The 18291-nt window shown below is 65.8% G+C and carries 19 protein-coding genes and 1 pseudogene; 17 read left to right on the top strand and 3 right to left on the bottom strand.

The features are described from left to right. Nucleotides 1-249: 249 nt before the first annotated feature. The 3 genes from M2157_RS14610 to eccE form a co-directional block, all read right to left on the bottom strand. The gene (locus tag M2157_RS14610) at nucleotides 250-576 is read right to left on the bottom strand and encodes a DUF397 domain-containing protein (RefSeq protein ID WP_266568565.1); all 327 of its coding nucleotides are present in this window, start codon (nucleotides 574-576) and stop codon (nucleotides 250-252) included. Between the two features lie 137 nt (nucleotides 577-713). Beyond that, complete coding sequence (locus M2157_RS14605; protein WP_280865452.1) at nucleotides 714-1541, bottom strand: hypothetical protein; 828 nt, start codon at nucleotides 1539-1541, stop codon at nucleotides 714-716. Then, entirely contained in the window at nucleotides 1541-2728 is a 1188-nt protein-coding gene (gene eccE / locus M2157_RS14600) for a type VII secretion protein EccE (RefSeq protein ID WP_280868203.1), read from the bottom strand. The genes M2157_RS14605 and eccE overlap by 1 nt, the downstream gene beginning before the upstream one ends. Before the next feature lie 334 nt (nucleotides 2729-3062). On the opposite strand from eccE, the gene eccB reads away from it, so the two are divergent. The 17 genes and pseudogenes from eccB to M2157_RS14515 all read left to right on the top strand — a co-directional run bounded on the left by eccB (nucleotide 3063) and on the right by M2157_RS14515 (nucleotide 18250). Next, nucleotides 3063-4628 (top strand): type VII secretion protein EccB, encoded by a 1566-nt coding sequence (gene eccB, locus M2157_RS14595; protein ID WP_280865451.1) that lies wholly within the window; start codon nucleotides 3063-3065, stop codon nucleotides 4626-4628. Between the two features lie 326 nt (nucleotides 4629-4954). Then, complete coding sequence (locus M2157_RS14590; protein WP_007385064.1) at nucleotides 4955-5275, top strand: WXG100 family type VII secretion target; 321 nt, start codon at nucleotides 4955-4957, stop codon at nucleotides 5273-5275. Nucleotides 5276-5342: 67 nt separating this feature from the next. Beyond that, a complete protein-coding gene (locus tag M2157_RS14585) occupies nucleotides 5343-5636 on the top strand; it encodes a WXG100 family type VII secretion target (protein WP_007385065.1) in 294 nt (97 codons plus the stop codon). 250 nt (nucleotides 5637-5886) lie between these two features. Further along, nucleotides 5887-7065 (top strand): type VII secretion-associated serine protease mycosin, encoded by a 1179-nt coding sequence (gene mycP, locus M2157_RS14580; RefSeq protein WP_280865450.1) that lies wholly within the window; start codon nucleotides 5887-5889, stop codon nucleotides 7063-7065. A 2-nt stretch (nucleotides 7066-7067) separates the two neighbouring features. Next, a complete protein-coding gene (locus tag M2157_RS14575; protein WP_280865449.1) occupies nucleotides 7068-7391 on the top strand; it encodes a hypothetical protein in 324 nt (107 codons plus the stop codon). A gap of 52 nt (nucleotides 7392-7443) precedes the next feature. Continuing rightward, the gene (locus M2157_RS14570; protein ID WP_280865448.1) at nucleotides 7444-8850 is read left to right on the top strand and encodes a hypothetical protein; all 1407 of its coding nucleotides are present in this window, start codon (nucleotides 7444-7446) and stop codon (nucleotides 8848-8850) included. 89 nt (nucleotides 8851-8939) lie between these two features. Further along, a complete protein-coding gene (locus M2157_RS14565) occupies nucleotides 8940-10253 on the top strand; it encodes a S8 family serine peptidase (protein ID WP_280862295.1) in 1314 nt (437 codons plus the stop codon). A gap of 139 nt (nucleotides 10254-10392) precedes the next feature. Further along, nucleotides 10393-11250: a hypothetical protein gene (locus tag M2157_RS14560; RefSeq protein ID WP_280865447.1), complete on the top strand. Its 858-nt coding sequence runs from the start codon at nucleotides 10393-10395 to the stop codon at nucleotides 11248-11250. Then, entirely contained in the window at nucleotides 11247-12506 is a 1260-nt protein-coding gene (locus M2157_RS14555) for a S8 family serine peptidase (RefSeq protein ID WP_280865446.1), read from the top strand. Before M2157_RS14560 ends, M2157_RS14555 begins: the two co-directional genes overlap by 4 nt. A 103-nt stretch (nucleotides 12507-12609) precedes the next feature. Beyond that, nucleotides 12610-12935 (top strand): annotated as a pseudogene (locus M2157_RS14550) (hypothetical protein); the annotation flags it as partial. A 326-nt stretch (nucleotides 12936-13261) separates the two neighbouring features. Beyond that, complete coding sequence (locus M2157_RS14545; RefSeq protein WP_280862293.1) at nucleotides 13262-13570, top strand: hypothetical protein; 309 nt, start codon at nucleotides 13262-13264, stop codon at nucleotides 13568-13570. Next, on the top strand, nucleotides 13567-14304 hold the full coding sequence (locus M2157_RS14540; RefSeq protein WP_280862292.1) for a hypothetical protein: 738 nt from the start codon (nucleotides 13567-13569) through the stop codon (nucleotides 14302-14304). The genes M2157_RS14545 and M2157_RS14540 overlap by 4 nt, the downstream gene beginning before the upstream one ends. 24 nt (nucleotides 14305-14328) lie before the next feature. Further along, nucleotides 14329-15768: a putative T7SS-secreted protein gene (locus M2157_RS14535; protein WP_280865445.1), complete on the top strand. Its 1440-nt coding sequence runs from the start codon at nucleotides 14329-14331 to the stop codon at nucleotides 15766-15768. After that, complete coding sequence (locus M2157_RS14530) at nucleotides 15765-16274, top strand: hypothetical protein (protein ID WP_280862290.1); 510 nt, start codon at nucleotides 15765-15767, stop codon at nucleotides 16272-16274. Before M2157_RS14535 ends, M2157_RS14530 begins: the two co-directional genes overlap by 4 nt. A gap of 305 nt (nucleotides 16275-16579) precedes the next feature. After that, nucleotides 16580-16819 (top strand): hypothetical protein, encoded by a 240-nt coding sequence (locus M2157_RS14525; RefSeq protein ID WP_280862289.1) that lies wholly within the window; start codon nucleotides 16580-16582, stop codon nucleotides 16817-16819. Nucleotides 16820-17122: 303 nt separating this feature from the next. Further along, nucleotides 17123-17434, top strand: coding sequence for a hypothetical protein (locus M2157_RS14520; RefSeq protein ID WP_280862288.1), 312 nt, complete (start codon nucleotides 17123-17125; stop codon nucleotides 17432-17434). Between the two features lie 381 nt (nucleotides 17435-17815). Further along, nucleotides 17816-18250, top strand: a complete 435-nt coding sequence (locus M2157_RS14515; RefSeq protein WP_280862287.1) for a hypothetical protein — start codon at nucleotides 17816-17818, stop codon at nucleotides 18248-18250. The last annotated feature ends 41 nt before the right edge of the window (nucleotides 18251-18291 follow it).

Genomic DNA, 18291 nt, shown 5'->3' with positions numbered 1-18291 from the left:
GGCTGGGGGCGACCGTTCCTGGTGTTCGATCCGTCTGAAGTCCCCTGGACGCGAACAACCCAGCCGTGGGTTCTTACGTCGCACCCGCATCAAGCGTAAACGCCACCGGCGTCGGCGGGGCAGGCCCGTCCGCTGTGGGCTCGCACCCAACGGGCCGGTGCCTGCCTCGATGTCGGCCTTGTGACGGTTGTCCGTCTCTTGAAGCCCGGGGCGGTCGGCTCTGTCCCGGCCGAGGCCGGGCCGTCCTGCCTACTCCGCCTGCTCCGCGGTGAGCCCGCCCTGGTGCTGTGCGGCCTCCAGGTCGAACTCGCCGTCGCGTGCGCCGAGTACGAAGGCCCGCCACTCCGCCTCCGTGTACCGCAGCACGGTGTCCGGGTCCAGGGAGGACCGCATGGCCACCGCGCCCTCGGGGAGGTAGGCGATCTCGACGCGCTCCTCGTGCTCCTCGGTGCCGGGCGCGCTGTGCCACTCGACGCCGGAGATGTCCAGGCCGTACAGCTCGTCCCGTTCCCGCGCCTTTCGCGCCTTGACGTCCTCGTCCGGTGTCTTTGCGGCGATGTCGTCCGCGTCAGTCATGGTCGGCGGGCCCTTTCTCATGAGCGAACCTCGTGCACGAGCACCCTACTTGGCCTGGGCCCTCTCACACGGCGCAACGGTTCGGTTACGAACTCGCGTGAGGGGCCGACACCTTGGCCGTGTCACGAGCCCGCCCGTCAGTCCATCCGGCGGGGCGCCCCGAGGAGACCGGTCTCCGCGTCGGTGGGCTGGGTCATCACGTACTGCCGGTGCTTCTGTGTGCACCACAGGGCGACGTTGTCGGAGAGGGACGGCAGGGACGCGGCATCACCCTGGGGCAACCGCATGGACTTGCCGACCACTTCGGACTCCTGCGGCGAGATCCGCTGTACGCCGACGACGTCCGCGTTGGCCAGCAGCCGCGGGGCGGTCGGGCCGAGGTAGGGGAGCAGGGTCAGCACCGACTGCCAGGGCGCCGTGGTGAGACGGCTGCGCGGCGGACGGATGCCCAGGTCGCGGATGATGAGCACCGGGCTGGCCGGGGACGGGCCCTGCGGGGCGATCCGCCCCACCTGGTGCACCGTCACGCACTGCTGGCCGCCGCCGGCCGCCTGCGCCATCGGCGCCCACAGCTGCGGACGTGCCGTCTCCACGGCCACCCGCGCGCCGATCGCCGCCGCGCGCAGGGCGATGACCTGGGCCAGCCAGGTACCGCCGACCAGCACCATGTCCAGGCGGGTGGGGCGGCACAGTCCCAGCACCGCGGGCTGGTTGTCGGGGTCGATGCCGAGGATCAGACCGTCGTCGCCGACGGGCAGCGTCAGCTGCGCCAGTACGTCGGCGTCGACGAGGTGCCGCTCACGCCGGGGGCCGAGCAGACCGAAGGCCTCGCGCAGCCGCCGCTCGGGACCGACCCGGGCGGGCTCGGGGGAGCGGGGCAGATGCCCGGGACGCTGTCCGGGGAAGCCCGGGGTCGACGATCCGAAGCCGGAGCGGCCGGAGGGACGGACGGTGGGAGCGGACATCAGCGGGTACCTCCCAGCGGCAGGGTGGCCAGGACTCCGGGCAGCTGCTCACGGTCGAGCCGGACGAGACCGACCTTGAACGCGGACGCGGCTCGCTCCAAGTGCTGGGCCGCCTCGCCCAGTTCGTTCTCACCGCGGCCGGTCAGGCGCACGTGCCCGGACAGGGCGAGGACCTTGCCCCGGCGCCTGCTGATGGTGAGCGAGAAGGTGCTGGCCAGCGTGGGCGCGGAGGTCAGCGCACCGACCAGCCGGGGGAACGCCGGACCGCCGCCGCCGAACTGCGGCCACCGGGAGATCCAGTACGTGGTGTGCAGCCGGTCGTCGCAGCGCCAGGTCCGGGTGCTCTCGGCCGTACGGCGGCCCGAGCGGCTCCCGTCGAGCGCGGCACCGCCGGTCGTGGCCATCGGGTTGACACAGCTGGAGGTCGCGATGGCGCCGCAGATGTCCGCCTCGCTCAGCACCTTGGCCTGCATGCCGACTCCCATGAGGCGGCTGGCCAGCTGGTCGGCGACGCGCAGCAGCGCCCGACGGGACCCCTGCATACCGCCACCGCGGGCTTCCACGGCCTCGGGGCACAGCTCCGGGTCGAACTTGAGCGCGACCCAGGTGATGCGCAGCCCCGGTGTCATGCTCTGGGCCTGCAGCGGCCCGTAGGAGCGGACCGCCATGGCCTGCGGAGGCAGATGCGGGGCGGGCGCGGGCTGGGTGTGCTGGACGACCTGGACCGAGGCGAGCCGGATGTCGTCCACCTCCAGCAGGCCCTGCAGCAGATCCAGGGGGATGTCCCCGGTGCCGTAGGAAGGACGCAGCGGGGTGTCCGCGGCCTGCACCTGCACCAGCGCGGTGAGGAAGGTGCCGTCGCCGAGCATGCCGATCTCACGCTGCTCGCGGTCCTGGAAGCTGTAGGTGCGCAGCGCCGGGTCGCACTCGACGGCCGGGGCGAAGCCGGGGTCGGTGCCGGGGGGCACGGGTTCGGCGTTGCGCTTGCGGCGGTCGCCGAGCGCGCGGGCGGTGCTGAACCACTCGGGCAGCGGACGCCCACGCCGGCGCAGCAGTCCGGCCAGGACCAGCGGTACGGCCAGCACGATGCCGACGGTGAGACCGATGGGGCGCAGCAGCCAGCCGATCAGCAGGACCGCGGCGGCCAGTTCGAAGCCGACCAGGTGCTGGACGCGGATGGGGCCGATGCTGCCGGGGCGCCTGGCGAGCGACGGCGAGGCCGCACTCGGGCGCGTGGACGGCTGTGCCGGCTCCGGCCCCGGCCCCTGGTTCTCCTGGGTACGACGGCTGCCGTTACGGCGCCGGGGACCTGGTCGCAGTGCTCATCCCCCGGTACAACCCCTTTGCATTGTCTGGCCGCGACTTGAGCTGGCGGCGGATCACCGTACCCCGTACCGTACGGTGCGATCGTCACACGGCATAGTAGAGGCCCCTGCAGGAGCAAACGCCACGGACTACCGGGCGGCCCTGGGGAGTTCCGCATTCGGCAACAAAGCGAAAAAACGGGGAGTTGACCCATCGATGGCGACACGTCGGGATGAGCTGAACGCTTACTCCTTCGCGCGCAGGCGCACGGTGGCGGCGTTTCTTCAGCCGTCACCGCACGGTTCGGAAGAGGCGGCACCGCGGCCCCTCAAGACCGTCCTGCCGAGTCTCGGTGTGGCGGCGCTGGTGCTCATCGGATTCGGCGCCTGGGGCATGCTCAGCCCGACCGCTCCGAAGGGCTGGGACGCACAGGGCAAGAACATCCTCGTCGGCAGCGAGTCGACGACGCGCTATGTACTGGTGAAGACCAAGGGCGAGAACAAGCTCAGCCTGCACCCGGTTCTCAACCTGGCGTCCGCCAAGCTGCTGCTGAACGGCGAGAACCCCCAGGTCATGAAGATCAAGGAGTCGGTGCTCGACAACAGCAAGTACCCGATGGGCGCCACCGTCGGCATTCCCTTCGCCCCGGACCGGCTGCCGTCGGCGTCGGACGCGGAGACGGTCAAGACCTGGGCGCTGTGCCAGTCGCCGGGGCAGGACGGGCAGCCCGTCAGCGCGACGTACGTGCTGGACAAGAGCGACTACAACAAGCTGCTGCACACGAAGGGCGAGTTGAACCAGCGCCAGGTCCTGTACATCGAGGGCCCGAAGGACCCCACCTCGGTCAGCGGGAACGGTCCGCGGTACATGGTCACCGCGGACGGGAGCGCCTACCTGATCGGCGGCAAGGCCTGGCGGTTCGCCAGCAAGAACTCGCTGCAGGACATCGAGCGCGCCGTGTTCGGAGACGGCAAGCAGCCGCAGAGCGTCAGTCCGGACTTCCTCAAGACGCTGAACCCCGCGGGAGACCTCGTGTTCCCCAACATGGCGGAGGAGGCGGGGACGGACGCCAATGTCGAGGGGCTCGCTCCCAACCTCTCCAAGGTGGGCATGATCCTCGAGGCCGGTTCCGGAGCCGGGCAGCAGAAGTACGTCGTGCTGAAGGACAAGGTCCAGCCGGTGTCCGACTTCGCGGCGCAGATGTGGATGCGCAGTCCTTTCATCAACTCCGTGTACGCGGGCAAGACCCCCGCGCCGGTGGAGGTCGGCTTCAACGACATCCACCCGGATACCGGCGAGTGGATGGACGAGATGCGGTGGCCCGACGAGCCGGTGGTCCAGGCCAACACGCACTGGGAGCGGGGCGGCAACAAGATCTCGTGCAGTGTCTGGCACGGCGGTGCGGAGAACCAGAGGACCGGCTCGCAGCTGATGACGGTGTGGACCGGCTCGGACTACCCCAAGGACCTCTCCCAGAGCGGTTCCCGGACCTACGTCTCGCCCGGCAGCGGCCTTCTGTTCAAGCGCCTCACGGGTGCCGACGCCGGTGGCGGCAGCACCTTCCTCGTCACCGACACCGGCCTGCGCTACTCGGTCCCCGCACGCAACGACAGTTCGGTCACCGGCGGCGAGAAGGCCGACACCCAGGAGACCAACACCGCCCAGGTCAGGCTCGGTTACGGCAAGATCAAGCCGGTCGCGGTGCCGGCCGCGTGGGCCGATCTGCTGGCGGCGGGGCCGGAGCTCAGCAGCGGGAACGCGGAGCAGGCGCAGGGGTCGTAGAGCAGGCGTCCGTACCGCGTCCGCACCGGAACGAGGGCTCTCCTCCAGGCTGTTGGGGCTGGGGGAGAGCCTTTGTGGTGTCTTCCTCCGTCGCCTCCGGTGGCCGCTTTGTTGGCCGCGCGCGTCGCGCGCGCATAGCAAACAACTTGTGAAAAAGGTGAGTTGAGTTCATCGCGATCTTGCTACAGAACCCTTCGGATGTTCGTTCTGTCGGCGGATGCGTCTAGAGTGGTGCCAGACCAGACTGGCTACGCCTGCCGCCCTTCGGCGGCGGTGTGTCTGGTGTGGGTCTACTCAGAACTCCTACGTCTCATGGGGGACACAACATGGCTGGACAGCAGTTCACCATGACCGAGGAGGAGATGGTCGCGTTCAGCGGCAAGATCTCCTCGGTCAACTCCTCGATCCAGGGCGAAATCTCCCGCCTGCAGACCGTGATCGACACGATCACGGGCGGCTGGAAGGGCTCGGCGGCCACCGCGTACAACAACCTGCAGTCGCAGGTGAACCAGGATGCCAACAAGATCAACCAGATCTTGAACGACATCAAGGAAGCGATCGACCAGAGCACCAAGGCCTACGCGGCTTCGGAAGAGGAGCAGCGCGCGTCCATCCAGAACATCGCGGCCTCGTCCCCCTTCGGATGATCGGATCCGTGCGCCGCGGCGCACGTCCGAGACCGACCATCCACACATCTGAGGAGACATAGAAGAGATGTCCGGGCAGATTCTTGTAAATTTCGCGACGATCTCCCAGGCCGCGCAGGACGTCCGCAGCACCGCGGGCAAGATCCGTACGCAGCTTGACGAGCTGGAGAGCGGCGTCAAGCGCATCTCCGCCAGCTGGGAAGGCTCGGCGCAGGAGTCCTACCGCGCCAAGCAGGCCGAGTGGGACCAGCGCGCCGCCTCCATGCAGCAGACGCTGGAGGCCATCGCCAAGGCTCTCGACAGCGCCGCCCAGAACTACCAGGCGACCGAGTCGAAGAACGCCCAGATCTGGGGCGGCTGACGTGATCGCCTGATGGGGGCGGGTGCGCTGTCGCGCACTCGCCCCCATCGGCGGTTCACGGGGCGTATGGACTTTTCCGCTCATAGCTGGTTCATGCGTCCCGTTCAGGAACAAAACGGGAGGACGTAACACAGTGGGATCCGGGGCATCGCGCACCGCGCGTCGAAGCGCCGCAGGCACCGCCGCCGTGGCGGTACTGGCCTGTGGGCTGCCCTTGGCGGGGGCCACACCGATTGCCGCCGCGGAGCGCGTGCGGACCACCTTGGCCGACGACGACGTGCGCTTCCAGGTCGACGACACCAGCTGCTCGTTCCCGTCCGACATCATCAAGGGAACGCCCTGGTCGCTGCAGCGTGTCGTCCTGGACCAGCTGTGGCAGGACACCAAGGGCAAGAACGTCAAGGTCGCCGTCATCGACACCGGTGTCGACACCGTCAACGCACAGCTCAAGGGCGGCGCCGTCGCCAACGGCAAGGACTTCCTGCACCCGGGCGGCAACGGCAAGACCGACAAGGTGGGCCACGGCACCAAGGTGGCGGGCATCATCGCGGCCCGGAAGCTCGACGGCACCGGGTTCATCGGCCTCGCCCCGGAAGCGACGATCATCCCGATCCGGCAGAACGACGACCAGGGCAGCGGCAACGTCGGCACGATGATCCAGGCGATAAAGTACGCGGCCGACGCCGGCGCCAAGGTCATCAACATCTCGCAGGACACCGCTTCGAAGATGGACCCGACGGTCGACGAGACATTCCGGGCGGTCATCAAGTACGCCCAGGAGAAGGACGCCCTGATCGTCGCGGCGGCCGGCAACGACGGTGCGGACGGCAAGATCAAGGAGACGTACCCGGCGGCGTACCCGGGCGTGCTGGCGGTCGCGGCTTCCGACCGCAACAACGCCCGTGCCCCCTTCTCCCAGTCGGGCCCGTTCGTGGGCGTCGCGGCACCGGGCATCGACATGGTCTCGACCGTCCCGGTGGGCGGCAACTGCGTCGACCAGGGCACGAGTTTCGCGGCCCCGTACGTCTCGGGTGTCGCGGCACTGATCCGCGCCAAGCACCCGGAGTGGACCTACAAGCAGGTCATCACCCAGATCGAGCAGACGGCGGACCGGACCAAGGCGGGCCGCGACGACTTCGTGGGCTGGGGCGTCATCGACCCGGCCGCCGCGGTCAACGACGACACGACGGCGCCCTCGGCCGACGGCCCGAAGCCGGACACGGCCGGCCCCGCGGGCGACTCCGCCAACGTCCAGGCCGCGACACTGGTCCTCGGCGAGTCCGAACAACAACGGACGGAACGCTACGCGCTGTACGTCCTGGCGGCCGGGTTCGCGTTGGTGCTGCTTCTGTTCGGGGGCGGGCGGGTTCTGAGCGACTGGCGACGTAAGCAGGGTGTGGGTAACAACGTGGAGTCAACGGGGAGCTGAACATGGCTGAAGAAGTAAGCGTCGATCTCGACGAACTCGAGAAGACTGTCACCGCGCTGAACCGAGTACTCGGTGATCTAGGCAAGGCGGACACGGACTCGAAGACCAACACCTACCTTCCGGCAGGTGCCCTCGGAACCGGGTTCGACGAGGCGGAAAAGCTCGCCAACGCTCATAACGAGATCAAGACGTACATCGAGGATGCTGTGAGGTACCTCAACTCCGTCATGGACGAGTTCGGGCAGAAGACGAAGTACGCGCATGGGGCGTACCAGGATTCTGACTACGCTGCCCAGGCGAGTTTCCCCAACGCGGGAAAGCAGTGATCCATGAACATGGTGAAGGCTGAGGTGCGAATCAACGAGGGGGCACAGGGGCATGGCTGACAGCGACGGTCAGATCGACTACGACTACACCGAGATGAATATGTGCTTCAACGAGAAGCACACGACGGCCTTTGCCGGCGGCAAGAACATGGACGAGATGAAGGCCATGCTTCAGCATGCCAAGCCTCAACTCGTCTCGGGCGTTGCGGAGGGCTGGCGGGGGCTGTCGGCACAGCTGACCAGCATCCAGGCGGAGTTCGAGAAAGAAGTGGCCCGCATCCAGGAGCACTGGAAGGGGGTGGCTGCTGAAAGGTTCGCTGCCAAGGCCAAGCAGGTCAGCAAGAGCATCGGTGACACCGCCAAGTACGCCAGCCACACCTCGACCGCGATGGCGAATGCCGGCTCCATGCTGAGCCGCATCCAGCCCGAAGTCATGTCGATGGAGAAGCCGGGCAAGGTTTCCAGCGCGCTCAACAGTCTGGGAGATGGCTTCACCCGCAGCGACGACGGTCTGAACAAGGATCTGGCCGCTGGAAAGGGTGCGCAGGACGCCCTCGACGCGAACCACGACGACCTTTCGGCCGGTCGGGAAGCTCAGCTGAAGATGGCTGCCAAGATGGAAACTCTGGGGGCTTCCTATAACTCTCAGACCAAGGCTATGGGGTCGTGGAACAAGCTTCCCCGGCGTGACGATGAGCAAGACTATCCGGGGGATCCCGGCGGAATTGCTCCGACACCCGTGCCTGTGCCGACGGCCCGTTCGCCTCGAAGCCCGCAGAGTGTTACCTCGGGTACAGCCCGAACGGCCCAGACGAGCGGCATCAGCTCGTCCAAGTCTGTGACTCCGCCCTCAGGTGTCACGGGCGGAGCACACAAGCCGACTGCACCCACGGGAAATGTCGGCACAGCGATTGACGGCATCTCAGGCGGCCGCACCGGAGGGCCCACGCTTGGCGGCACAGGCACGGTTGGCGGCGGAACTGCTGGCGGCGGTGGCTTGGGCGGTGGCGCTGGCTTTGTTGGTGGCGCCGTAGGTGGTGCGGCTGGAGCCGGTGCCGCTGGTGCCGCTCGCGGAGGCATGGTCGGTCGTGCTGGTGCTGGTGCCGCAGGCATGGCGGGTCGCGCTGGTGCTGGCGGCGTGGGCGCAGGTGCGGCCAAGGGCGCGGCAGGGCGGGTCGGCGGCACGGCTCGTGGTGGCGTAGTCGGTGGCACGCCCAAGTCGGGTGCAGGTGCGGGTCGGGGAACTGCCGGTGGTTCGGGCCTGCACAGCAGCCGCGGTGCGGCAGGAAAGGGAGCCAGCGCGGTCCGCAAGGGCGGCATCGCAGGCGCCCCCGGGTCACGGACTGGTCGCCGCAAAGAAGAAGAGCAGCGCGAGGGCGAGCGTCCCGACTACTTGGTAGAGGACGAGGAGACCTGGACGCCGCAGCGTAACGTGGCACCTCGGGTCATCGAGGAATAAACCGCGCGGCATGCCGCAGTTGGAAGGTCTGTGCGGGGATGCACCGAAGGGAGCATCCCCGCACAGACCTAGGAGAGGAACACACACGGATGGGCTTCACCCGGGTACTTCGCGCAGGGGTCTGCGGCACATTGACCGCTGCGCTGTTGCTCACTTCTGCTTCACTTGCAGCGGCAGACCAGGTCAGAGATGACCAGTGGGCCCTAGATGCTCTTAATGCCGGATCCGTGTGGAAGATTTCTAAAGGTAGCGGCGTCACAGTTGCCGTTATTGATGACGGCGTGAACGCTAGCCATGTCGACCTTCAAGGGAATGTCCTCCCGGGTAAGGACTTCATGGATGGGGGCTCTGCAACCCCAAATCCGGGTGATAATCACGGCACAGGAATGGCATCAATCATTGCTGCTCATGGGCATGGTGCGGACGCTGGCGTGGTCGGATTGGCGCCAGAGGCAAAAATCTTGCCGATCCGAGCGTTTGGTACTGATGGGCCGGGACTTCCTGAACCGATTCGCTATGCAGTTGACCACGGCGCGTCCGTAATCAACGTCTCTTTGTGTTTCGATTCCAGTGACCCTCAAAAGATTGACGAGGTGTCAGACGCTGTCGCTTATGCTTTGAGTCACGATGTGCTGGTGGTTGGCGCGTCGGGAAATGAAGATGACAAGGGCGGCAAGTGCTATCCGGCGGCTTCGCCGGGGGCGCTGGGGGTCGGTGCCGTAAAGAACGATGGGTTGATCTGGAATGGATCGAACCCGGGAGATTTTGTCGCATTGACGGCGCCTGGCGCTAACATTGTTTCCGCAAAGGGTGCCGGAAACGAGTATCGCGCAGCATCTGGCACTTCGGATGCTGCTGCCTACACATCAGCAGCAGCTGCGCTGCTCCGATCTAAGTTTCCTGATTTGACAGCGGGCCAGATTGCAAATCGCCTGGTCAAGACTGCGGTGATGCCTGACTCTGAGAAGAGTCTCTCCCTGCCGGATCAGAGTTACGGCTACGGGATTATCCAGCCGCTCGCAGCCTTGAAAGATAATATCCCAGCCGGCTCAAAGTACGGTCCGCTCACCGTTCCGGAGTCCCTGAAGGGGAAGCCGGCCGCTTCCGGCGCCAGCGCTCCCGGCGAAGAAGAAGAAAAGGCTGATCAGAAGGCAATGCTTATCTGGGTTGTCATCGGTGTCGTGGGTCTGGCCGTTATCGGCCTGATCGTTTTCTTGATCGTCAAGGCGTCCAGGCGGAACAAGAACAATAGCGGCGGTCCCGGCGGCACTTCGACCTACCCCCAGTATGGCCAGCAGCCCGCCCCACCGCACCAGAACCCGTATCAGCAGCAGGCTGCGCCTCAGCAAAACCCGTACCAGCAGCCGACCCCGCCTCAAGGCCAGTGGCCGCCGCAGCAGTAGCTGTCGGACAGGATCGGGAGATCACCGGGCGTGGGGTGTGCGACCGAGCTGCACGTCGGCTCGGCGTGACCCGACGATCTGATCAAGATCGCGCGGCGACAAATGGTTCGAACTACCTGTCATAGAGGGATTAATTTCGGTGCACCCCGACCAGTCGCCTGGATACATGCCTACTGGTTCAGGCCAGAATGGCGGAAATCCTCAGAGCGTGCCACCTTCTGCGCTAGGGACGAACCCGGGCTATCAGCCGATATTGCAGGCGAAACCGAAAGGTGGCACCCGCAAGGTCTTCGGTGTCTTGCTGCTCCTGTTCGCAGTATTGCCACTTCTCGGCACGGCCTTGACTGCCTACAAGACTTATGAAAGCGCCACGGAACAGAACTCGAACGATGCGTTCATTCCCAAGGCCTGGCACAATCTCTCGAGTGACGATATTTTCCCTGCTCGTCTCGCAAGTAGCACTGTCGGCAACGACGCCAATATCTGGGCGCGTCAGGGAATCGCCAAGGGTACTTCATGCAAGGAAGCATTCTCTACTGATTTCGCGAGCAATGTGTTGGCGGATCGGTGCAAGAATGTACTCCGAGCGACTTACACCGACGTGAGCGGCGAGATGGTTGCGACCATCGGTCTTGTTGTAGCCCAATCACCTGCCGACGCGGACGCCATCAGCTCCAAGGTCGAGACGATCCAGAGCAACGCGGTGGGCGCCGATCGGGCACCGACGGTCAGGCCGTTTGCCGTTCCCGGCACCCAGGCTGCCGATTGGAGCGAGAAGATGGCTATCGGCGGCGCTTCGAGTCAAGTTTTCATGCCGGACTCACCGTATGCCGTGACCATCACGACCGGGCCTGCGGACCCTGCCCGTCCGGTCGGCATACTGCCCCAGCCCTGGACCTTCATTGGATATGAAGAGAGGTCTCCCTACAGAAAAACGGCGCAGACCCTTGCGGAAATCTATGCCGGTGATCTGCGGAGGACGGTGCTGGGCAAGTGATCAAACGAATTACGACCAGTACTCTCCTGGCGGCTGTTCTGACGCTGGCCGGTACCTCTGTGGCGTCCGCCGATCCCTCACAGGGCTGGGAACTGCCCGCCATGTCCGTCCCCGCAGCCCACGCCATCAGCCAAGGCGAAGGTGTCACCGTCGCGGTCATCGACACCGGCATCCGTACTGACCACCCTGTGTTGAAGGGCCGGGCAATGGAGGGGCCGGACTTTCTTCAGGCGAATGACAAGTCCCAGTCCTGGTATGGCGAACACGGCACCGCGATGGCCTCCAGCATCCTTGATGTTGCCCCTGAAGCAAAGGTCCTGGGCTTGCGGGTGGTCCGAGACGAGGACGACCCCAACTATCGGGGTGGCAGCATGAGTAATCCCGACGCGCTGTCGCAGGCGATCACCTACGCGGCGGATCACGGAGCCGACGTCATCTCGATGTCCATCGGTTCCAGGGTTCTCTGGGGTGGTTTCAATGAGAGGGATCTGAAAGCGATCGATTACGCCCTGTCCAAGGGCGTCGTGCTAGTCGGCGCTGTCGGCAACCTGGGGGATAAGACGGACGGGGGCGACAACGCCATTTCGTATCCGTCGGCCTATCCGGGTGTCATCACGGTGGCAGCCTCGACCCCGGACGGGTCGCGCGCGTCGTTCTCGTCTGTCCACTCCTACATCGACGTCGCTGCCCCGGGAGTTTCCGTCTACGAAGCTGACTACCGTTCCAGCGGGCGTACGTCGGGCGAGGGAACATCGGCGGCTTGCGCTCTGGCCGCAGGCGTAAGCGCACTGATCGTTTCCAAGTATCCGGATCTCACTCCGCGTCAGGTGGAGCGAGTCCTCGAAAGGACTGCTTCACATGCCTCCCGTGGGTACAGCGCGGAGACCGGCTATGGAGTGATCAACGCCGAAGCGGCACTACAGGCCGCGGCAAAACTTACTCCGGAAAAGAAGGTAGCGATCGGCGAGGCCGGGACCGGTTTGCACTTTGGCCCCGGAGACGACGGCACGCCCAAGACCTACTCTCAGGGCGTGGACTCCTTCAAGGTTGGGGTCGCGGCCGTCGGAGCTCTCATGACTCTCCTCACCATGCTCGGAGGCTTTTGGCTCTTCAAGAGTGGTCGTCGAGTGCAACGGCAAGGCTCCGGGAGTGGCGAGCCTCGTGGTCCTGTCGCCTATCCGCAGTACGTCCAGCCACAGCAGAACCCATATCAGCAGCCCGCTCCGCCGCATGACCAGTGGCCGCCTCAGCAGTAGCCGAAGTTCGTTCCGGTGCGGCACTCACGCAGTTGCGTTCGGGTAACCGCCCGATTAGTTGGCCAAGAGCTCGTAAAACGATCTTGTTGAAGCGCCCTGAGGGGTCTACCGCGAAGCGGACGTGGATACCGTGCGCCGCATCCGCAGCCGGCCTGAACACCGCCACCATCGCGACAATTCTGCCTGCGTGACGACGGCGAGCAACTGGTGTCGACCTGCTCGGACCTCCTGGCCGACCTGACCAAGGAACGCGAGCGGATCACCAGAGCCATCATCGATTTGCCGACCTCCCGCGCCGCGCTCGACGAAGTCATCGCTGCAGCTCCCGCCGATGTCACAGAACGCACGAGAAGCGGCGAACAGCCAGCGTCTCACCGGCATGACCGCCACCAATCCGGAATAGCGCTACCACGTCAGCAAACGTCGTGACCCGCACAAACTACGTCGGTGTCTTCCGGGGGCGCCCTCGCGGAAGACATAGGGGTTGGGCCAGTCGAGGCCGAGCCGGGCCACCCATACACCCTCGGCCGGGATCGGCGGGCAACGGGTGCGGAACAGACTGGTTGGCTGTACAAAATCCGCTGACCCCGTGGGACCCTCGCTCAGGCTGCGGCGCTCGGGCGATGGCTCGGGTGGAGGGTCTGTGCGAATCCAAGGGGCGAGTGCGGTTGTGCAAAATCGGACGCATAGGATGCCGTGCTGTTACTGCAGTCCAGAGGACCGACGCGCGACATCATCGGGGGAGTAGGGCAACGGTGGCTGGTTATTACAAGGTTGAACTTGGCGCGCTCGCTCAGCTGATCACCCAGCTCGATGAGTGCGCGAACGACATGCGTGCCGCGATGAAGCAACTGAAGGACATCGGTCCGAAGGGCTCGGGTTACGCCGAGTTGGAAGCGGCATGTGATGCGTTCCAGGACAAGTGGGGTTATGGGATCGGTCTGATCGCCGATGCCACGGGCGGTGTCACGAAAGGTCTCTCGGAGTCCCGAAAGATCTATGAGGCTCTGGAGGACCAGATCGCCGAGGCGTTCAAGGCGTCCGGGAAGGCTGACGGCGAATGACGTCGGCACCAGGCCCCACAGTTGAGGCGCAGGCCGAGGCCGAAACTGCCCCGCCGGCGTTCCGCTTCCAGGTTCAACCGGAGTTTCACGTCATCCCTCTGGGCTTGGGCGCGGACGAGAGCGCTTTCGACGCGCAGATGGCCGCATTCGCGCGCGACTACTGGGGTGGCCAGGAGGAGCGGGAGCCGCTTCGTGCGCTCACCGCCGCTCTGTACGGGGCAAATTCGCAGCACTTGGCTTCCGAAGGCGCCGTCTACAGTGCGATGGGCGTCTTCCCTGTCGGAGGCAGCGCGGATGAGTCGGAGCCACCGGAGCGGGTGAGTCGCTGCACCCTGCTGGTCAGTGTTCAGGACCTCGACAACCCGGATCCCATGCTTGCGGCAGCCGGTATCGCCGAGACCCTGGCGCGAGGCGAGGGCGGCGGAGACGTACTCCCGGTCGGCCTTCCGGCCGGACCAGCTGTCGTGCATGTCTCAGGCACCCGCATGGTCTGGGAGCTCCCTGACGGTAGGCGGGAACGGTTCGCCATCCGTATAGAGATCTGGCTGCCCTTTCCCGACGAGGACCGGGTTCTCCTCATGTCGCTCAGCACAGCTGACGTCCAGGATCTGTACATGTACCAGGCGGTTCTGGCGGACATCGCCGACTCCATCACCTTTGATGAGGGCGACGGAGCCCGTGGGGAAAAGCAGCTCCCCGTTCCCTCGACGCCCACTCCCAACCCGTTCGGATGACCGCGTCGAGGAGGACGTAGACGTATGACCACGCAGACCTACGACGCCCTCGGGTTCGACCCGGCACCTGGAGTGCCGGCATCGGTGGAGCAGCTCGTCAGCACTTTGGGCAAGGTGGGAAACCGGCTCAGCGATGCTCACGGCACGCTCACCAAGGTGGGGAAGGCCGATGGCGTGTGGGAGGGTGACGCCGCTTCCGCTTTCGCCAAGACGGTCGGAGAGTTGCCGAAGTACCTCGCTGACGGCCACAGTTCCCTGATCGATGCCGCGCAGGCTCTGAACCAATGGCACTCCCGGCTCACCGAGTTCCAGACACTCGCCGCCCGCTACGAGCGGGAAGCGGAGGAGGCCCGCCGCGTACTCAAGGACGCCCAGGCCAATCCCGATCTTCACCTTGCGGGAAGGACCTTCGACACGCAGGCGGCACTGGACGGCGCGCAGAAGCGTCTCGACTACGCCGTCAAGCGGGTCAACGAGGCCACCGGTGACCTGAACGCCGTCATCAAAAAGGCCCAAGACCTGCTCGGTGACCACGAGGAAGCTGCGAAGGATGCGGCCGAGGCCATTCGCAGAGCCGCCGAAGGCGCCCCGGACAAGCCCGGCCTCTTTGACCGTTTCATGGATGCGCTCAATGGCCTCGGCGACAGGATCAAGGATCTGGCCGGGGATATCTGGGAGTGGATTCAGAAGCACGCCGACACGATCTACAAGATCGGCGACTGGCTGGGCATGGCGGCGGCCGCGTGCGATGTACTCGCCATCGTCTTCTCCGAGACGGTCATCGGAGCCGTCGTTTTCGAGATCGCGGGCAGGATCCTCAACGCTGGAGCTCTCGGCTTCCACGCCGTGGGCTGGGCAGCCGGCGCCAAAAAGGGTTCCTGGTTGGACATCGGCCTCGACATCGCGGGCTTCGTCCCGTTCGGTGACCTCCTCAAGGGCGGCAAGGTCGCCATGGGTGCCTGGAAGGGTGTGGAAATCGCGGCGGACTCGTTCAAGGCGACCGACCGCATAGCCGAGATCGCCGGGAAGGCCAAGAACGCTGAGGTGTTCTTGGAGTCCAAGAAACTCCTGGGAATGTTCGGCGAAGGCAAGGCGGTCTACCGCGTCACAGCGGATTCGGTGAAGGACCGGCTGGCGATGGCCACCGAACGGGTTCTCAACGACGCCACGCGGTACGAGAGGCCACTGACAAGTCCGGTCAAATGGGCGGACGAACACCTCTTTCCGAAGATCATCGACCACACTCCACTGAGTAAGATCCCGGCTCTGGCGGAAGCCGTGAAGCTGGGTGAGAACGGCAAGACGTTCATTGATCCGACCTCGTGGGTCTCGCGTGGTTCCGAGGCCGCCTACCGCGGATACAAGTTCGTGGAGTCGGCGGAAAACGCGCTGTCCGACGAGGTGCAGGGGAAATACGAGAAGTACAAGGATCTGGCTCGTCAAGGTCTCGGAGCATTTGGATGAGCACAATGACCAGTGGATTCGGCCGGGAGTGGGATCCGAGACCGCCCAAGTCCGCGTCGCGTATCTGGGCACGATATTGCGTGCAGTGGCTCTGGGGCCCCTCTATCTGGTTGCTTGCCCGGATTCCGCTGCTGCTGCTGACCGTTCTCGAGGTCGAGGTTCAGGGCTCGGGAACGGGGCGGACCCGCAAACCGCGTTGGCGGCGCCGGATCTGGGTGGACCGGGAGCGACTGCGTCTCGACCGGATCCGTGATCCGCTGGAGCAGGAGCGCGAGTTGCGGCAGTTTCTCGAGGACCACCGCCTGAACTGCGTCCCACCACGACCCGGGGCGCCTGTGCCGCTTCCCTGCTCCGGAGGCAGGCACCGGTTGGGCATCGACGACTGCTACTACCGCCTTTTGGGCGCGAGGCGCGCCTTGGACATCGCCCACAACGAGTTCGGGTGGGTGCTGGCCGACGCCGGTGAGAAGAAGCTGCCGGTGTGGCTGCAGTTGCGATGCCCGTGAACCAGACCGATCCGGCGTGGGGGCCCCGTCCCCCCAAGTCCGCGGTCTGGCTGTGAAGTCGGTACTTTTTTCAGTGGTTCTGGGGTGTTCTGTACCTCGTCGTGATGGTCTGGGCCCCGGTCGTACTGAGTGTCATTGACGCCTTCAGCAACCTGCTCGGGCATCCCCGGGCACGTCCGCCTCGGCGGGTCTGGCTGAGTCGTGACCGGCTGCGGCGCGAGCGGAGTACGGGCAGGGGCCGGGCGGAGGCTCGACTGCGCCGGCGTCTCGCAGGCGGTTCGGCTGCCGGTGGACGTGAGGGGAGCGTGGCCCGGACCATCCTGGTGGACGACAGCTATTTCCGGCAGATCGGCGTGACGAGGGCGTTGCAGATCGCGGGGGAGCACGGTTGGCGCCTGCCCGAGGACAGCGTGCGCTGCGCGCCGAAATGGCTGGTCCTGCATCGCTCGACGGACCTGTACGAGGACCCGCACCGGCACGCTCAGTTGACGCAGCCGCACTGGCTGGCGCCTTCCTGGCAACAGCCGACGGGCTCTGCTCCTTAGGCCCCGATCCCAGACGGCAGGCACTCCATCGCGGGTGACATCGGCGAGCGGATTTGCCTCCTCTGGGGCACAGGGCGGCAAGAGGCCGGCCGCCTCGATCGTCTTCGCGCCCGAGTTGACCGAGAAGACGGGCCAGCCGTCCCGTCAGGCGTTCACGATCTACGGCGGCCCTGACAGCAGCCTGCTGTGCTCCGTTCGTCCTGCGAGCAATGAAACCTACGAGGTGTTCGCCGCCGACGGCACATTGCTGGCGCGCATCACGCGTCGCCCGGGCCGTCTCCTCTTGGGCCCTCGTCGCGCTCGTTGGACGGTGCAGCCGACCGGTACCCGCAGCCGATCACCGGCAAGGTCGGCACCTGGTATTCCTGGCTTTCGTACTATCTGTTCGCCCCGCTGCGGGCGCCCCTCTGGCTCTGCCTGGCGGTATACGCACTGCTCAACGGCGACGGCGATGACATGCGCGTCACGGGTCCGAGCCGCACTCTGTGGCGCAGCCGGGGCTCGGGAACCGTCATGGAGTACCGCGGCGTCAACAAGGTCTACCACCTTGAGCCGCAGCACGTGGACGTCCGTGTCGCCTACACCCAGGCGGTCCTGTATTTCAAGGACCGCTGACCTGACGGACCGACGCCACCATCTGGTCGTGTTGGTGCATGGACAGAACCTCTACAGGAAATCCACCCCCCCACGACCTCCGAGGGGCGCCCCTTCCATGCCGTCGGTGATGGCATGGAGGGCCTCGTGTACTCCTGCTTCGCCCCGACGGAGCCCGCGCAGGCGCCCTTTCGCTTTCGCGTCCCACAGTGCGGCCAACAGTGGGCCGGGCAAAGGAAGATCCGGTATCTTTCGGCCTGCTGATTGGCATGTCCTTGCCTAGGTCGCCGAGCGCGAGGCTCGGCCGGAGTGGGCACCTCACGTCGTACGGATGCAACGAAATCCTGGGCGAGTGAGTGGACGGGCATGTCCACCACTTTGACAACGGGGATGGGACAAGGGATGAGTACTCCCTTCGATGCACCGCAGCACAGCGGATCCACTCAGACGCGGCTGAACTCCGTGCCCGCAGAGGGCGGTGGAGGGGGCGGCGGTGGCGGTACCAACGTCGACACACAGCGCCTCGACGAGGCTGCCAACGCCCTCGTCGAACTGCGCGGTGACACCGAGAACGTCGACAACGGCGCCGACGACGACTGCCTGAGCGCCTCCAGGGGGCTGAACAAGCACAGTGCGGGGGGTATGGCCGAGGCGGGCTCCTGGGCCACTGCCGGCTCCCTGGTGACCATGGACGTCCGCTGGGGCTCCCAGGTCCTCAACCTCAAGAGCCTGCTCCAGGACATCAGCGACAAGCTCCACACCACCTCCGGCCACTACACCAGCACCGAGCAGGAGGAACAGGCCCGGCAGCGCTCGATCAGCACGCCCTTCGGGTGAATGGGGCCGCCCGGGCCGTCGTCGTAGCGCCGCCCGGGTGA

Source organism: Streptomyces sp. SAI-127 (assembly GCF_029894425.1).
GTDB lineage: Bacteria > Actinomycetota > Actinomycetes > Streptomycetales > Streptomycetaceae > Streptomyces.
This window is presented reverse-complemented; position numbering and strand designations above follow the sequence as displayed.

What these genes read in the sequence shown, in the direction of transcription:
- M2157_RS14610 (WP_266568565.1), bottom strand. Translation starts at nt 576, where the DNA reads ATGACTGACGCGGACGACATCGCCGCAAAGACACCGGACGAGGACGTC.
- M2157_RS14605 (WP_280865452.1), bottom strand. Translation starts at nt 1,541, where the DNA reads ATGTCCGCTCCCACCGTCCGTCCCTCCGGCCGCTCCGGCTTCGGATCG.
- eccB (WP_280865451.1), top strand. Translation starts at nt 3,063, where the DNA reads ATGGCGACACGTCGGGATGAGCTGAACGCTTACTCCTTCGCGCGCAGG.
- M2157_RS14590 (WP_007385064.1), top strand. Translation starts at nt 4,955, where the DNA reads ATGGCTGGACAGCAGTTCACCATGACCGAGGAGGAGATGGTCGCGTTC.
- M2157_RS14585 (WP_007385065.1), top strand. Translation starts at nt 5,343, where the DNA reads ATGTCCGGGCAGATTCTTGTAAATTTCGCGACGATCTCCCAGGCCGCG.
- M2157_RS14575 (WP_280865449.1), top strand. Translation starts at nt 7,068, where the DNA reads ATGGCTGAAGAAGTAAGCGTCGATCTCGACGAACTCGAGAAGACTGTC.
- M2157_RS14570 (WP_280865448.1), top strand. Translation starts at nt 7,444, where the DNA reads ATGGCTGACAGCGACGGTCAGATCGACTACGACTACACCGAGATGAAT.
- M2157_RS14565 (WP_280862295.1), top strand. Translation starts at nt 8,940, where the DNA reads ATGGGCTTCACCCGGGTACTTCGCGCAGGGGTCTGCGGCACATTGACC.
- M2157_RS14540 (WP_280862292.1), top strand. Translation starts at nt 13,567, where the DNA reads ATGACGTCGGCACCAGGCCCCACAGTTGAGGCGCAGGCCGAGGCCGAA.
- M2157_RS14535 (WP_280865445.1), top strand. Translation starts at nt 14,329, where the DNA reads ATGACCACGCAGACCTACGACGCCCTCGGGTTCGACCCGGCACCTGGA.
- M2157_RS14530 (WP_280862290.1), top strand. Translation starts at nt 15,765, where the DNA reads ATGAGCACAATGACCAGTGGATTCGGCCGGGAGTGGGATCCGAGACCG.
- M2157_RS14515 (WP_280862287.1), top strand. Translation starts at nt 17,816, where the DNA reads ATGAGTACTCCCTTCGATGCACCGCAGCACAGCGGATCCACTCAGACG.